Source organism: Sphingomonas sp. Leaf28 (assembly GCF_001421685.1).
Classification (GTDB): Bacteria; Pseudomonadota; Alphaproteobacteria; order Sphingomonadales; family Sphingomonadaceae; genus Sphingomonas; species Sphingomonas aurantiaca.
Genome location: NZ_LMKX01000011.1, coordinates 263954 through 280527, shown reverse-complemented (window position 1 = coordinate 280527; position 16574 = coordinate 263954). Strand labels below are relative to the sequence as shown.

Here is a 16574-nt window from a genome sequence, read left to right as displayed (position 1 = left end):
TTAGGGGAGGGGCTCCCCCGACCCCTCCCGCAAGCGGGAGGGGAGGAAAGAAGATCATGACCACCACTTCCTCCTCCACCTCCTTCGTCAACATCGGCGAGCGCACCAACGTCACCGGCTCGGCGCGCTTCAAGAAGCTGATCATGGCGGGCGACTATCCCGCCGCGGTCGAGGTCGCGCGCCAGCAGGTCGAGAGCGGCGCGCAGGTGCTCGACGTCAACATGGACGAGGGGCTGCTCGACGCGCACCACGCGATGACGACGTTCCTGAAGCTCATCGCCGCGGAACCCGACATCGCGCGCATCCCGTTCATGGTCGACAGCTCGAAATGGAGCGTGATCGAGGCCGGGCTGAAGTGCGTCAGCGGCAAGCCGATCGTCAACTCGATCAGCATGAAGGAGGGCGAGGAGCAGTTCCTTGCCCAAGCCAAGAAGTGCATGGCGTACGGCGCCGCGGTGGTCGTGATGGCGTTCGACGAGGTCGGCCAGGCGGACACCAAGGCGCGGAAGGTCGAGATCTGCGAGCGCGCGTACAAGCTGCTCGTCGGGATCGGCTTCCCGCCCGAAGACATCATCTTCGATCCCAACGTCTTCGCGGTCGCGACGGGGATCGAGGAGCACGACAATTACGGCGTCGACTTCATCGAGGCATGCCGCGAGATCAAGGCGCGCTGCCCGCACGTCCATATCTCGGGCGGGCTGTCGAACTTCAGCTTCTCGTTCCGCGGCAACGAGCCCGTGCGCCGCGCGATGCACAGCGTGTTCCTATACTACGCGATCCCCGCGGGCATGGACATGGCGATCGTCAACGCCGGCCAACTCGACATCTATGACGATATCGACCCCGAGCTGCGCCAGGCGGTCGAGGATGTCGTGCTCAACAAGGATCCCGAGGCGGGTGAGCGGCTCGTCCAGCTCGCCGAACGCTATCGCGGTACCGATGTCGTCGCCGAGAAGGCAGCGGCCGAATGGCGCTCGCTCGACGTCAACAAGCGGCTCGAATATGCGCTGGTCAAGGGCATCGACCTCCACGTCGTCGAGGATACCGAGGAAGCGCGCCAGATCATCGATGGCAATGGCGGTCGCCCGATCGAGGTGATCGAGGGCCCGCTGATGGACGGCATGAACGTCGTCGGCGACCTGTTCGGCAGCGGCAAGATGTTCCTGCCGCAGGTCGTCAAGTCGGCGCGCGTGATGAAGAAAGCGGTCGCGCATCTGCTGCCCTACATCGAGGCGGCCAAGGAGCCCGGCGCGCGCGGCAAGGGCAAGATCATCATGGCGACCGTCAAGGGCGACGTGCATGATATCGGCAAGAACATCGTCGGCGTCGTGCTCCAGTGCAACGGGTTCGACGTGGTCGATCTAGGCGTCATGGTGCCGTGGTCGAAGATCCTCGAGGCCGCGAACGAGAATGACGCGGACATGATCGGGCTGTCGGGCCTCATCACGCCGAGCCTCGACGAGATGGTGACGGTCGCCGAGGAGATGAAGCGCGCGGGCATGACGATGCCGCTGCTGATCGGTGGTGCGACGACGTCGAAGGTACATACCGCGCTCAGGATCGCGCCGGCGTATGACGGTCCGGTGGTGCACGTGCTCGACGCGAGCCGCGCGGTCGGCGTTGCCTCGACGCTGGTGTCGGACACGATCCGCGACGAGTTCGTGACGAAGACCGCGGACGAATATGAGGCGGTGCGTCTGTCGCGCGCGAACAAGGGGCAGAGCGAGCTTCTTCCGCTTGCGACGGCGCGCGAGCGTGCGTTCGTGGCGGACTTCGCGATGAAGCCTGCCGCGCCCGTGAAGCCCGGCGTGCATGTGTTCGCCGACTGGGATCTGTCGGACCTGCGTGACTATATCGACTGGACGCCGTTCTTCCGCGCGTGGGAGCTGGCGGGCAACTTCCCCGCGATCCTGACCGACGAGGTGGTCGGCGAGAGCGCGTCGTCATTATATGCGGACGCGCAGGCGATGCTCGACACGATCGTCGCGGAAAAGTGGCTGACGCCCCGCGGTGTGGCCGGGTTGTGGCCCGCGCGGCGCGAGGGGGATGATGTGGTGGTCACTGCTCCCTCTCCCCTGCGGGGAGAGGGCTGGGGTGAGGGGCAGCCAAGCAATGCTGCGCCTGGAACAGCCCCTCACCCCGACCCTCTCCCCGCAGGGGAGAGGGAGCAGAAGGAGGTGCGCCTGCCCATGCTCCGACAGCAGATCGCCAAGCGCGAGGGCCGCGCAAACATGTGCCTGGCCGATTTCGTCGACACGCAGGACGACTGGTTCGGCGGCTTCGCGGTCGGCATCCACGGGATCGACGAGCACATCGCGCGCTTCAAGGCGGGGCATGACGACTATAACGACATCCTGCTGAAGGCGCTCGCCGACCGCTTCGCCGAGGCGTTTGCAGAGCGGCTCCACAAGCATGTCCGCACCGAGCTGTGGGGTTACGCGCCGGACGAACAGCTCACCAACGAGGCGATGATCAAGGAACAGTATCGCGGCATCCGCCCTGCGCCGGGCTATCCCGCATGCCCCGATCACAGCCTCAAGCCGATCCTGTTCGACCTGCTCGACGCAGAGACCGCGACCGGGCTCGAACTGACTGAGAGCTTCGCGATGTTCCCGACCGCAGCGGTCTCCGGCTTTTATTTCGGCCACCCGCAGGCCGAGTATTTCGGCGTCGCGCGCGTCGGCCGCGACCAGCTCGAGGATTATGCGGCGCGACGCGGCGCGGACCTGAAGACGGCCGAACGCTGGTTGCGTCCGAACCTCGATTAATCCGTCATCCTGACGAACGTCAGGATGACGGTCTGCGAGTGACTAACGCACGCGCACCCCACGCGTGCTTTGCAGGCTAGCCCCTCTCGCGAAAGGGGAGAGGGGCCTCCACTCAGGCCCCGGCTTCGGCAGGCTTGCCCTCGCGCACGTCGCCGGGCAGGCCGGTGATCGTCTTCACCTCCATGAAGTCGGTCAGGCCATAGCGGCCGTTCTCGCGGCCGTTGCCCGACTGTTTATATCCGCCGAACGGGGCGCCGATGTCGGGGCTCCACGAATTGATCGTCACCAGCCCCGCGCGCAACCGGCCTGCGACCTTCGCCGCCGCGGCCGGGTCGCCCGAGATGGTCGCCGACAGCCCGTATTCGGTCGCGTTGGCGATGCGAATGCCTTCGTCCTGATCGGCATAGGCGGTGATCGTCGCGACCGGGCCGAACGTCTCCTCCTGCGCGATCCGCATGTCCGGGCGGACGTCGGTGAACAGCGTCGGCTGGATGTAATAGCCCGCATTGCGCCCGTCCGGACGACCCACGCCGCCCGTCACCAGCGTCGCGCCTTCGTCGATCGCGGACTGGATCAGCCCCTGGATCTTGTCGAACTGCGCCTTGTTGACGACCGGGCCGATATGCTGGCCCATCTCGGCGGGATCGCCGACCTTGGTCTGCTCCATCATCGATTTCACGATCGCGGTCGCTTCGGCGACCTGGCTCGCATGGACCAGCAGGCGAGTCGGTGCGATGCAGCTCTGTCCCGAATTGGCGAGCACGCCGGCCACCGTCGGCGGCAGCACGGCCGCTAGATCGGACCCCTCGAGGACGAGGTTCGCCGCCTTGCCGCCAAGCTCCTGATGCACGCGCTTGACCGTCGGTGCCGCCGCCAGCGCGACCGCGATGCCGGCGCGTGTCGAGCCGGTAAAGCTCACCATATCGACGTCGCGGTGCGCGCACAGCGCCGCGCCGACCCCGGGCCCGTCGCCGTTGACGAGGTTGAACACCCCCGCCGGCACGCCCGCCGCATCCATGATCTCCGCCAGGATCACCGCGCACGACGGCGCCTCCTCGGACGGCTTCAGGATCATCGTGTCGCCCGCGGCGAGCGCCGGCGCGACCTTCGCGCAGATCTGGTTGAGCGGCCAGTTCCACGGCGTGATCATCGCGACGACGCCGAGCGGCTCGTGCACGACGGTCGCCTTGCCGATCGTTTCGGAGAATTCGAACGCCGCCAGCGCCTTTGCGGTCGCCGAGAAATGCGCGAGTCCCGTGGGCGCCTGCGCCATCGACGCGAGCGCCATCGGTGCGCCCATCTCCTGCGACATCGCCTTCGCCAGATCGGGCATCCGCGCCTTATATTCGGTCATGATCCGGCCGAGCACGTCGAGCCGCTCCTGCACGCTCGTCCGGCTCCAGCTCTCGAACGCCACGCGCGCCGCAGCGACCGCCTTGTCGACGTCGGCGGCGGTGCCCAGCGTGATTTCGGTGCACGGCTGCTCGGTCGACGGGTCGATCACCTGATAGACGGTGCCGCCCTCGCTATCGACCCACGCGCCATCGATATACTGCTTTAAATAGCTTTTCATCGTGCCTCTCCGCATCTTGTCTTGCCAAGGAATGGGCTCGCCGGAGATCGGTTGCAACCCGAAACGCGTCGGGTAGGTTGATGCCGAAATACATCAGGAGTCCGGCATGGCGAGAGTGGCATTCATCGAGCAGACCGGCGGCCCGGAGGTCATTCAGTGGCACGACGTGCAACTGCCGCCGCCGGGCAAGGGCGAGGTCTGGATGCGCAACACCGCGGTCGGGCTGAACTATATCGACACCTACCACCGCAGCGGCGTCTATCCTGTCGACCTGCCCTCGGGACTCGGCAGCGAGGCGGCGGGCGTGGTGATGGCGGTCGGCGAGGGCGTCACCGATTTCGCGCCTGGCGACCGGGTCGGCGCGTTCGGCCCGTCGCGCGGCGCCTATGCGACCGAGCGCAACGTGCCCGCGACCCAGCTGTTCAAACTGCCCGACGCGCTCGACGACCGCACCGCCGCGGCGATCCTGCTCAAGGGCACCACCGCCGAGTTCCTGGTCGAGCGCTGCGCCAAGGTGCAGGCGGGCCAGACCGTGCTCGTCCATGCGGCGGCTGGCGGAGTCGGGCATATCCTCGTCGGCTGGCTGAAGGCGATCGGTGCGACCGTCATCGCCAGCGTCGGCAGCGAGGACAAGGCGGCGCGCACGCGCAAGGCCGGTGCAGACCACGTCATCCTCCACAAGTCCGAGGATATCGCCGCGCGTGTTCGCCAGATCACCGAGGGCAAGGGCGTGCCGATCGTGCTGGACGGCGTGGGCGGCGCGACCTGGACTGCCTCGCTCGACAGCGCCGCCAGGCGTGGGCTGATCGTCAGCTACGGCAATGCGGGTGGCGTTGTCGACGGCGTCAATATCGGCGTTCTCGCGCGGAAGGGCTCGCTGTTCGTCACGCGGCCGACGCTGTTCGATTATTATGTGACGCCGGAAGAGCGGCAGGCCGGCATCGCGCGACTGTTCGCGATGCTCGACAGTGGCGCGATCACGCCCGAGATCGGCCAGACCTTCGCGCTCGAGGACGCGGCCGACGCGCACCGCGCGGTCGAGAGCGGCGACACCTGGGGCAGCACATTGCTGCTGCCCTCATAGCGCCGGTGATCGAGCGGCTGAATTAGCGAATGTGGAACAGCAGATGCGTTGTTAACCCCCGCCTAACCCGTTGATTGTACGTCGAACGAATGTCTCGTTCTTACAATCTCGCCACGCTCTCGTGCTTCGTCGCGCAAGGGCTGGCGGTCGTGCTCGGCTTTGCTGTGCTCACGGTGTGGCCGCCGCGACGCGGCGAGTATCTGCTGGTACCGGTCGGACGTGACGCCACCGCCAGCCTGCTGCCGATCGCAGTGGCGGAGCATGCCTTGCTGATCGGTGCGGGGCCTCTGCCGCACAGCTATGTGGTGCGGGGCGACCGGTCGCTGCTGGCGAGCGTGATGATGGCGCACGGGATCATCCTGCTTGCGGCTTCGGGCGTTGCCTGCGGTTCGTCCGACGGTGCGGCATGAACCCGACCGAGCTCGAAAGCCTGCGCGCGCGCGGCATCGCCATCCTAGCGGTCGCGGGCTGGGCGTGCACCGCATGGCTCGCGGTGATGGGGCTGTGGCTCGACGCTGACGGCCTCGTCCCGGTTCTTGTCGTCGCGGTTTTGGTCAATCTCGCGCCGAGCGTGATGGCGCAGCAGCGGCGGCACGATGCGTGCGCACGGCTCGTTTCGGGAGCCCCGGCCGCGGTGTACCCTGCGCTGGGGGTGTATCTGCTGCAGGGGCACCCCTGGCAGATGGACGCGCACATGTACTTCTTCGTCGCGCTGGCGGCGCTGGTCGTGCTGTGCGACTGGCGGCCGATCGCGCTCGCCGCGGGGTTGATCGCGCTCCACCACCTGGCGCTGGAGCATGCCGAGCCCGGCTGGGTCTTTACCGGCGTGGGCAATATCGGCCGGGTCGTGATCCACGCGGTCGCGGTCGGCCTGGAACTGGCGGTGCTGAGCTACGTCACCATCCGCCTGCGCGAGCTGACGATCCGGCAGGAGGTCGCGCGCAGCGAAAGCGAGACGTTGGCCAACGAGGCGATCGACAGCCGCAACCGGATGGAGGCCGCGATCGCGGGGTTACGCGCCGCCGAAGCGCGCGAGGCCAGCGAACGTACGCACCGGCAGGCGATCGAACGCGAACTGGTCGAGCGCCGCGAGGCCGAGATGATGGCGCTCGCCGAGGCGTTCCAGGCCTCGGTCGCGGACATCGTCGATTCGGTCGGCTCGGCATCGACCAGGCTCGATGGCTCCGCGCGCGCGCTGAACGAACTGGCACAGGCGGCGACCCGGCAGACGGTGGCGAGTGCCGCCGCCGCGACGCAGTCGTCCGAAAGCGCCGGCCGGCTGTCCGCGCAGATCCACGCGCTCACCCAGTCGGTGACATCGATCGCGGCCGTCGCGGCGCAACAGGTCCAGCTGGGGACCGAGGCGCGGACCGCCTCGACGTCGAGCCATGCGGCGATGCTGGCGCTGGTCGAGCGGACGCAGACGATCGGCGGTTTCGCCAATTCGATCCAGCAGATCGCGGCCCGCACCAACCTGCTCGCGCTGAACGCGACGATCGAGGCCGCGCGCGCGGGCGAGGCGGGGTACGGCTTCAAGGTGGTCGCCAGCGAGGTCAAGCAGCTGGCGGGGCAGGCGACGGGTGCGTCGAGCGAAATTCGAGCGCTGGCGGGATCGGCGGAGGAGGGCGCGGGGCTGGCGCATGATGCGATCGGCCGGATCGCCACGACGATCGGCCAGCTCGCGACGGCCGCGGACACGATCCAGGCCGAGGTCCGGCATCATCACCAGACCGCCGCGTCGATCGAGCGCACCGCCGACACGACCGCGGCGGGGATCGACCTGATGGCGGACGAAATGCTCGGCGTCGCGCGCGTGGCCGGGGAGACCGCGGGGCTGTCGGACATGGTCGCCCGCGCCGCGACCGGCCTGCTCGATACCGCGCGCCAGTTGCGCGCGGCGACCGACCGCTTCGTGGTGCAACTCAGGGCGGCGTAGCGCGCGGACCCGTTTGCGTTGGCTGCAAAGCGCGGTAGGGCAGGGACCCCTTTCGGCGAGACGATGATGAGCCTGAACCTGTTGCTGGTCGAGGACGATGCGGTGTTCGCGCAAGGGTTGGCGGACGAACTGCGCGGGTTCGATCACGCGGTGACGGTCGCCGCGGATGGGCGTGAGGCGCTGGCCGCGGTCGACAGCGTGCCGTTCGACGCGGTGGTGCTCGACCGGATGCTGCCGAAGGTCGACGGGATGTCGGTGCTCGCGCGGCTGCGCGGCAGCAACATGACGCTGCCGGTGATCATGCTCACCGCGCTCGGCCGCTCGGTCGAGAAGGTCGAGGGGCTTGAGGCGGGCGCGGACGATTATGTCGTCAAGCCGATCGCCGCCGCCGAGCTCAACGCCCGGCTGCTGGCGATGGTGCGCGGGCGGCGCTGGACCGCGGGCAGCAGCGACACGATCCGCGCGGGCGACATCGTCGTCAGCCCGACCAGGTTCCGCGCTTGGCGCGCCGGCACCGCGATCGATCTCGGCAAGCTGGAATTCAAGCTGCTCGCCGAGTTCGTCGCCAATGCCGACACCGTGATGACCCGCGCGATGCTGATCGAACGGGTCTGGGGCTATGACTTCGCGCCGACCACCAACATCGTCGACGTGTATGTCCGGCATCTGCGCGTCAAGCTGACCGCGGCAGGGGGTGAAGACCCGATCCTGACGGTGCGCGGCGTCGGCTATATGTTGCGCGGATGATACGGTTCCGGTCGCTGCGCACGCTGACGCTGGCGTTCCTGCTCGCGTTCCTCGTCGCCACGGTCGGTACCGGGTTCGCGATCCACGGCATCACGCTGCAGACGATCGAGCGGCTGGTCGACCGCCGCATCGTCGTCGTCAGCGACGCCATCGCGGGTGTGCCCGGCGAGCGACGCCAGACCGACGTGTTCCGCCGCATGGACGCGGCGATGCGCGAGCGCGACACCGGCGATATCGGCCTGCTGCTGGTCGATGCCAGCGGCCGTCCGCTTGCCGGCAACATCGCGCTGTCGCGCCGCCTGCCGCCGGGCTTCTCGACAATCGCGCGCGACGAGGGGATTGCCGGGCTCACCGCGGGGCGCGCGCTGGTCCGCGACGTCGGCAGCGGGATGACGCTGACGACGGTCGCCGAGACCGAGCCGTTCGACGATTATAATGCCGCGCGCACCTGGATCTATCTGCTCGGGTTCGGGTCGATCGTCCTGATCGTGGTCGGTGGCCTGGTGTTCTTCGTCGTCACCATCGGGCGGCGGATCGGCGAGACCCGGCGCACGGTCGAGGCGATCATCGACGGCGACATGGCGCGCCGCGTGCCGATCCATCCCTCCGGCGGCGAATTCGCGCACCAGGCGCGGGCGTTCAACCGGATGCTCGACCGGATCTCGGACCTGATGGCGAGCATCAGCAACGTCTCGAGCGACATCGCGCACGACCTGCGCACCCCGCTCGCGCGGTTGCGGGGGCAGCTATCGCTGGTGCTGCGCCGCGCGGAGACCGACGCGCAGCGCGGCGACATCGAAGCGGCGATCGCGATGAGCGATGACCTGCTCGAGATGTTCGCGGCGATCCTGCGGATTGCGGAGGTCGAGGGGGGCGATCGCCGCGCGGCCTTTGCTGCCCTCGACCTAGCCGCACTGGTCGATGAGATTGCGACGATGATGCAGCCGGTGGTCGTCGACGACGGTCGGACGATGCTGGTCCATTGCGCCGACCCGGCCCCGATCATCGGCGACCGGCATCTGCTCGGGCAGATGCTCGTGAACCTGATCGAGAACGTGCTGCGTCACACGCCGCCGGGAACGCAAATCGCGATCGGCGTGGCGACGACGGGGAAGACCGCGACGCTCTCGGTCAGCGATACCGGCCCCGGCATCCCGGCGGATCAGCGGAAGCTGGCGCTGCGACGCTTCGGCAGGCTCGACGCGAGCCGCCACGAACACGGGCATGGGCTTGGCCTGCCCCTGATCGAGGCGATCGTCCGGCTGCACCGCGGCACGATCGTGCTCGAAGATGCGTCCCCCGGGCTGCGCGTCGTGATCGCGCTGCCAAGGGGCTGAAACGATAAAACCCGGACAGGCGTGGCGCCTGCCCGGGTTTCCCGTCTCATAATAGCGTGGCGATCAGAACTTGACCGACGCCTCCATGCCGTAGGTGCGCGGCGCGTTGAAATTGCCGTAATCGCCCAGGACGTTGCTGATGCTGCCCGAGGTCGTGCTCGTCGTCGGCGAGCCCGGCAGGCTGTTCGACGGATCGCGGCGGAACACATACTGCTTGTCGAACAGGTTGCGGACCCAGGCCGAGATCGTCACCGCGTTGCTGCCGGCGACATGGATGTTCGCGAGCGCCAGGCGCGCATTGGCGATGAACGCCGCATCGTTCTTGGTGGCATATTGATCGAAGGTCTGCGTGGCCTGCGAGTAGTTGCCGTCGAGATGGAACTTCAGGTCCATGTCGCTCACCGGTACCGTATAGTCGATCGATCCGTTGGCGGCGTTGCGCGGCGTGAACACGATGTAGAAGTTCTGGTACACACCGGTCGACGCGATCAGCACCGGCGGGATCTTCGTGTAGGTATAGGCATAGCCCGCGGTCAGCGTGAGGCCCGTGACCGGCTGCACCGTCAGGTCGGCCTCGATCCCGCGGATCTTGGTGATGCCGGGGGCATTGATCGTCACCAGGTTGTTGAAGCTGCCCGACGCGGTGGTCTGGATCGAGCTGATGTCGACCTGGCTGTTTTTGCGATCCATGATGTAGCCGGCAAGGTTCAGGCGCGCGCGGTGACCCCAGAAGTCGGTCTTGGCGCCGATTTCGTACGACTTCACGTCCTCGGGATTGAACGTCTGGTAGTTGGACGTGCGCGAGCTGGCACCGCCGGCGCGGTAGCCGGTCGCGTATTTGGCGTAGAGATGGACCGAGTCGCTGGCGTCATAGGCAAGCGTGGCCATCGGGTTGAACCGGTTCCAGCTGGCGTCGAGCGGCTTGTACCCGGCGGCGGTCAGCTGCGCGGTGGTCGCCGTGTCGTAGTTCAGGTTGCGCGAATAATGCAGTACGCCCTGCTTCTCGTCACGCGTGTAGCGGCCGCCTGCGGTGAGGTGGATCGCGTCGGTCGGGTTCCAGGTGACCTGGCCGTAGCCTGCATAGCTCTTCGAATGCACTTCCGAGGCGCGATCGATCGAGCGGCACCCAGGCTGCGATCCGAACCCGCCAGACCCGGTGCAGGGATCGAGAACCGAGATCGTCGACAGCGTGGAATTGAACGCCAGCGAGTTCGGCGTCGCCGCGTCGTCGCTGATGTGCTCGTTGAAATAATAGAGCCCGGCGACATAGTCGAACTGGCCGACCGTGCCGACTGCCTGGAATTCCTGACTGAACTGGTTTTGGTGGAGGTCGGCAAGGCTGTAGCGGCTGAAATTGCACGCCGTGCCCGTGCAGCCTGCGGCGACGACGGGGACGCGGTGATAGCCGCCGCTATTGTCATACTGCGTCGCGTTCACGCCGCGCCATGCGGTGATCGAGCGGAGTTCGATCTCGGGCGCGACGTTCCAGCGGATGTTGGAGGTGAAACCGTGCGTCTTGTCGATGCTCGGCTGCTGCGGCACGCCGATATCGGCGGTCTTCATGCGGCTGGTGCCGTTGACGACGACCTGGCTCGGGACCGGCTTCACGCTACCGGTGAGCGTCGTGTAGTTGGTGCCGGGCAGCTTGCACGCGGACGCGGCGGACTGGGCGCCGGCGACGCAGCCGTTCGGGTTCACGTTCAGCAACTGGCTGTAGAACGGGCTGTTCGAGTCGTAGCCGTTATCGTAGCTGAAATCGGCGGTCATGCCCGAGATCGGGTGGACGCGTGCGGTCGCCTTGAAACCGCGGCGATCGTAATAGTTGAAGCCGGTCTGGCCGACGAGCGGGTTCTTGGTGGTCGCACCCTGATACTGGACGACGCCGTCGAGCTTCAGCGCGACGCCGTAGACTTCGGGAAGGTCGAGCCGCAGCGCGCCGTTATAGCCGCCGTAATTGGCGATCCCGCCGGTCGCGCTGCCGCCCCATTTGCCGCTCGGGCCCTTGGTGACGATGCTCAGCGCGCCGCCTTCGGTGTTGCGACCGAACAGCGTGCCCTGCGGACCCTTCAGCACTTCAATCCGGTCGACGTCGAACAGCGCCGCGTTCAGGCCGTGCTGGCGACCCAGATAGACGCCGTCGATATAGACGCCGACGCCCTGTTCGCGCGCGGGCTGGTTCGCGTCGAGCGGGACGATACCGCGAATGCCGATGGTCAGCGCGGACTGGCGCGCTTCGAACGTCGCGACGCGCAGCGACGGCACCGCGCCGTCGGCGAGATCGTACAGGCTCTGGACGTGACGATCGGTCAACGCCTGGCTGCTGAGCACGTTGATCGCGATCGGCGTCTTTTGCAGGTTCGTCTCGCGCTTGGTCGCGGTCACGACGATGTCGCCGAGACCGGTCTGGTCAGCGGGATCGGCCGTTGCAGGATCGGTGGGCGCAGGATCAGTCGCGCTCGGCGCGGCGGCGGTCGGCGTGGCAGCGGGCGGCGTGGCAGCGGGCGGCGTGGCGTCGGTTGGCGTGGCGGCGGCGAAGGCGGGCGACGCGATCGCGACCGTCAGGGCGGCGCCGGCCAGCAGCCGCAAGCGCAGGCTTGCTGAATTCAACATCGAGGGTTTCCCTTTTTCGGCAGTGTTTGCCTTGAGGGGCGCGATAGGCGGCGGTCGTGGCACGTCCGTTACGAATATAAGAATCGCGTGTCCGGGATTTTTAATGGTGGTTTAATGTTGGGCCAGATGACGCCGCTGTCATGATCTCGTCATGACGCCGTAACGCGCAAGCCACGCGCGGCGGCTACCGCGCCCCCAAGCCGGCTGGACAAAGCCGGGACACCCGGGGACCTATCATGAAATCCAATCCGTCGCGCCGCATTCGCGGCCCTGTTCTCGCGCATGTCCTGCTCGCCGGTTGCGCGCTGACACCGTTGACGATCGCCACCGCCTATGCGGGACCGATCGCCGCGACTCCCGCCGCTACGCCGCGCGCTGCCGGATCGATCACCGGCACCGTGTCGCAGGCGGGCAGCGGCGATTATCTGGATGGCGCATCGGTTTCGATCCCCGCGCTCGACCTGTCGACGGTGGTCGATCGCACCGGGCGGTTCACGCTGGTCGGCGTGCCCGCCGGTACGCATGACCTCGTGATCCGCTATGTCGGCTTTCCCGACGCGCGCCGGACCGTGACGGTCGCCGACGCCGCCGTGACGCTCGACGTCGCGATGACCGCCGACGCGCCCTCCGACGCCGGGGAGGGGGACGAGATCGTCGTCTCCGGCTCGCGCCCGATCGCGGAATCGGAAGCCGCCGCGCTCCAGATCCAGCGGACCAGCCCGTCGCTGGTCTCGGTCATCGCGTCGGATTCGATCGGTCGCCTGCCCGACCAGAACGTCGCCCAGGCGGTCAGCCGGCTGCCCGGCGTCGGCGTCCAGCGCGACCAGGGCCAGGCGCGCTACATCACGTTGCGCGGCGCGCCGATCAACTGGACCACGCTGTCGATCGACGGCATCAACGTCGTCAGCCCCGAGGGTCGCGACGCGCGCTTTGACTCGATCCCCTCGGCGATCGCGTCGCAGATCGTCGTCCGCAAGGCGGTCACCCCCGACATGACCGGCGAGACGATCGCGGGCAATGTCGACATCATCACGCGCTCGGCGTTCGATTATCCGGGGATGAAGGTGCAGGCCAAGGGCGGCCTCGGCCATGTCGAGCTTGGCAACAAGACCGAATATGAAGGCTCGCTCGTCATCTCCGACCGGATCGACACGGGGATCGGCGAATTCGGCATCGTGTCGTCGGCCAGCCTGTATCGCCGCGGCATGGTGACCGACAATTTCGAGACCGATTTCGAGGCGGTCGACCGCGATCGTCGGCCCGGCTACCAGACGCGCAACTGGGCGCGCGAGACCGAGAACAAGCTTTACCGGCTGACCCGCAAGAACTACTCGCTGTCGACCCGGCTCGACTGGCGTCCGGCACCCGGCCACAAGCTGTTCGCCGAGACGATCTACTCGGCGTTCCAGGACGATGAGCAGCGCAACAATTACATCTTCGATCTCGACGACCAGCAGTCGCGCACGCCGAACGGCACCGCCGCCTGCACGGTCAACGCCCGCCCCGCATCGGGCACCACGGGCTATGCCGATGTGTGCACCGGCAACACGCCGCTGCTCGGCACGGTATACGGGATCGATCTCAACTCGAACTTCACGGTGCGCAAGTACAAGCAGTCGGTGTTCACCAACACGATCGGCGGCGATCACGAACTCGGCGCGTGGAAGGTCGCCTGGCGCGGCAACTTCACGCGTTCGATCGACGATCGCACGCAGCCGGCGCAGCTCAATTACGACAGCCCGGCATTCGGGACGAACGGCGCGAACGCGGCCAATCGGCTCACCGTCGGCTACGACCTGACCGATCCGCAGCTTGCCAAGGTCCAGCTGTTCCGGACGATCCGCAACGCCGACGGCACCTTCTCGCGCGGGGACCAGGTGACCTCGATCGAGGACTTCCCGCGCACGCTGAGTCGTCTGCGCTCGCTCAAGGCGCAGGACGTCACCGAAGCGTACACCGCCAAGCTCGACATCAGCCGCGAAGCCTCGCTGTTCGGCGCGCAGACGGTGTTCACCGCCGGCGTCCGCTATGACGATCGCACCAAGACCGCGAACGAGGACCTGCTCGAACTGAACAGCGCCGCGCAGTTTGCCGCGGCGGGGATCCCCACCGGCTATGCGGCGATCGCCAAGACCGGCGGGTTCCAGGGCGAAATTCCGCTCGGCTACACCTTCCAGTATTTCGACCGCGACAAGGTGCTCGGGCTGGTAAACCAGGCGAAGAGCGTTGCCAGTTACCTGCCGGTCGATGCGAATTTCTACGAGGTCGGCGAGAAGGTCTATTCGGCCTATGCGATGGCCACCGTGACGACCAACTGGGGCAGCATCGTCGGTGGTGCCCGTGTCGAGCATATCCGCAACGACGCGCGCGCCTTCTCGATCGGCACGGTCGGCTCTGGCAGCGCTGTAACGACGGTCACCACCCCGGTCGCAGTGTCTTCGAGCCAGACGCTCGTCTATCCGAGCCTCCACCTGAACTGGGACGTGAACGACCGGATGAAGGCGCGGCTGTCGTTCAATACCGGCGCGGCGCGTCCCGATTACGATCAGCTGCGTCCCAACATAACGTACAACGATGCCGACGCCACCGTCTCCAGCGGAAACCCGGACGCGACCCCTGAAAAGGCCAAGGGCGTCGATCTCTACGTCGAATATTACACGATGCCGCGCGGCTTTCTGTCGATCGGCGCCTATTACAAGGACGTCTCCGACGTACTGTTCGACACGCGACAGACCTATGGCCTGACGACTCTCAATAGCGGTGGCGTCAATCGGTCCGAGTATCTGTTCTCGACGATCGTTAATGGCGGGAACGGCTATATCATGGGCATCGAGGGCGCGATCCAGCAGCAGCTGGAGCCTTTCACCGCCGATCTCGGCTTGCCAGAGTGGATGGGCGGGTTCGGCGTGCAGCTCAACGCGACGATCAACAAAAGCCGAGCGGATACCCCCGCTGGCTTCAACTCGCCCTCGCGGAAGGTGCCGCTGCCGGGCGCCTCGGATGCGATCTACAACCTGATCGGCTATTACGAGAAATACGGCTTCTCCGCGCGCGTCTCGTACCAGAACCGGTCCGCCTGGCTCGACGCGATCGGCGCGGTCGCGCAGGTCGGGGATACCGTTCGCGGCGTCGATGGCGGCGATTTCTACTGGGCCAAGGACAATGAACTCGACGCGTCGGTCCGGTATGCGATCAACGGCAATGTCGAGATCTATGCCGATTTCGCCAATCTGCTGAACGGCCCGGGGCGCCGTTATGTCGGCTCGTCCGCGTACACGATCGAGCATGAGACGTTCGGGCGTCGCTATACCGGCGGCATGCGGGTGACGTTCTGATGCGCGCGCTTCCCTTCGCCGCCTTGCTGCTCGCGGGGTGCGCCACCACCTCGGTGCCGCTGGCGACCGAGGCACCGATGGTCGCGGCCACGGCGGAGACCGATCCGGTCGACACTGCAGCGGACGCCGCGGACGATCCCGCGATCTGGCGCAATCCCGCCGATCCGTCGAAGAGCCTCGTCATCGGCACGGACAAGAAGGCGGGCATCCATGTGTATAGCCTGGCCGGCAAGCGGCTGAGCTTCACGCCCGCCGAGCGGCTCAACAATGTCGATCTGCGCGACACCGGCGCGCGGGTGATCGCCGCCGCCAGCGACCGCGCCGACGTCGCGACCGCGCATGTCTCGCTGTTCACGCTCGACACTGCCGCGGCGAAGCTCGTGCCGCTCGGCCGTTTCCCGGTCGGCGCGGGCGAGGCATATGGCATGTGCCTGTGGACCCGCGCCGGCGACCATGCGCTGTTCGGCTTCGTCGTGCTCAAGGACGGTCGCATCGACCAGGTCGCGATCGATCTGTCGGGTGCGACGCCCAAGGTAACCACGGTGCGCTCGATGAAGCTCGCCACACAGTCCGAAGGCTGCGTCGTCGACGATCGGACGGGGCAATTATACGTCGCGGAGGAAGATGTCGGGCTCTGGCGGTTCGATGCCGACCCGTCCGCAGCCACGACCGCAACCGCGATCGCCAGGGTCGACGGCAAGACGCTCGTCGCGGATGCGGAGGGGCTTGCGCTTGCACCGTCGGGCAGGAGCGGCGGCTATCTCGTCGCGTCGAGCCAGGGCGACAATGCCTATACGCTCTATCGCCTGCCCGGCGTCACCTATGCCGGCCGCTTCCGCATCGGCGGCGGTGCGATCGACGGCACCAGCGATACCGACGGCATCGACCTGATGCTGGGCGATTTCGGTCCGGCCTATCCGCGCGGCCTGCTGGTCGCGCAGGACGGCGACAATGCGCCCGCCACGCAGAACTTCAAATATGTCAGCTGGGGTGCGGTCCGCCGCGCGCTCAAACTGCGCTGATCGTCAAGCCGTCGGTGGTGGTCAGCGCTGGGATTGGAGCGGGTGAAGGGAATCGAACCCTCGTCACTTGCTTGGGAAGCAAAAGCTCTACCATTGAGCTACACCCGCAGACGCATGCCGATACCGGCGCGGTCCCGTGTCCGTACCCGGCACGATCGCGAA

10 protein-coding genes and 1 tRNA gene are annotated in these 16574 nt (G+C 67.0%); 8 read left to right on the top strand and 3 right to left on the bottom strand.

The window, feature by feature from the left end:
- Positions 1 to 56 precede the first annotated feature (56 nt).
- Positions 57 to 2768 (top strand): methionine synthase, encoded by a 2712-nt coding sequence (gene metH, locus ASE79_RS18860; RefSeq protein WP_056420349.1) that lies wholly within the window; start codon positions 57 to 59, stop codon positions 2766 to 2768.
- 112 nt (positions 2769 to 2880) lie between these two features.
- Here the strand turns inward: metH and ASE79_RS18855 are convergent, their stop codons facing one another.
- The gene (locus ASE79_RS18855; RefSeq protein WP_056420345.1) at positions 2881 to 4341 is read right to left on the bottom strand and encodes an aldehyde dehydrogenase family protein; all 1461 of its coding nucleotides are present in this window, start codon (positions 4339 to 4341) and stop codon (positions 2881 to 2883) included.
- A gap of 106 nt (positions 4342 to 4447) precedes the next feature.
- Here ASE79_RS18855 and ASE79_RS18850 point away from each other — a divergent pair, with 106 nt between their 5' ends.
- From ASE79_RS18850 to ASE79_RS18830, 5 genes are all read left to right on the top strand, one after another.
- Positions 4448 to 5425: a quinone oxidoreductase family protein gene (locus tag ASE79_RS18850; protein WP_056420344.1), complete on the top strand. Its 978-nt coding sequence runs from the start codon at positions 4448 to 4450 to the stop codon at positions 5423 to 5425.
- Positions 5426 to 5514: 89 nt separating this feature from the next.
- Positions 5515 to 5835, top strand: a complete 321-nt coding sequence (locus ASE79_RS18845) for a hypothetical protein (protein WP_235517066.1) — start codon at positions 5515 to 5517, stop codon at positions 5833 to 5835.
- Positions 5832 to 7361, top strand: a complete 1530-nt coding sequence (locus tag ASE79_RS18840; protein WP_056420341.1) for a methyl-accepting chemotaxis protein — start codon at positions 5832 to 5834, stop codon at positions 7359 to 7361. Before ASE79_RS18845 ends, ASE79_RS18840 begins: the two co-directional genes overlap by 4 nt.
- 66 nt (positions 7362 to 7427) lie before the next feature.
- Complete coding sequence (locus ASE79_RS18835) at positions 7428 to 8108, top strand: response regulator transcription factor (RefSeq protein WP_199861102.1); 681 nt, start codon at positions 7428 to 7430, stop codon at positions 8106 to 8108.
- A complete protein-coding gene (locus ASE79_RS18830; protein WP_056420337.1) occupies positions 8105 to 9445 on the top strand; it encodes a sensor histidine kinase in 1341 nt (446 codons plus the stop codon). The genes ASE79_RS18835 and ASE79_RS18830 overlap by 4 nt, the downstream gene beginning before the upstream one ends.
- Before the next feature lie 63 nt (positions 9446 to 9508).
- Here the strand turns inward: ASE79_RS18830 and ASE79_RS18825 are convergent, their stop codons facing one another.
- A complete protein-coding gene (locus ASE79_RS18825) occupies positions 9509 to 12055 on the bottom strand; it encodes a TonB-dependent receptor (protein WP_056420335.1) in 2547 nt (848 codons plus the stop codon).
- A 236-nt stretch (positions 12056 to 12291) separates the two neighbouring features.
- On the opposite strand from ASE79_RS18825, the gene ASE79_RS18820 reads away from it, so the two are divergent.
- Both ASE79_RS18820 and ASE79_RS18815 read left to right on the top strand, forming a co-directional pair.
- The gene (locus ASE79_RS18820; RefSeq protein WP_082445444.1) at positions 12292 to 15390 is read left to right on the top strand and encodes a TonB-dependent receptor; all 3099 of its coding nucleotides are present in this window, start codon (positions 12292 to 12294) and stop codon (positions 15388 to 15390) included.
- The gene (locus ASE79_RS18815) at positions 15390 to 16412 is read left to right on the top strand and encodes a phytase (protein WP_056420332.1); all 1023 of its coding nucleotides are present in this window, start codon (positions 15390 to 15392) and stop codon (positions 16410 to 16412) included. The genes ASE79_RS18820 and ASE79_RS18815 overlap by 1 nt, the downstream gene beginning before the upstream one ends.
- 34 nt (positions 16413 to 16446) lie before the next feature.
- Here the strand turns inward: ASE79_RS18815 and ASE79_RS18810 are convergent.
- Positions 16447 to 16520: transfer RNA gene (locus tag ASE79_RS18810), tRNA-Gly, on the bottom strand.
- Positions 16521 to 16574 lie beyond the last annotated feature (54 nt).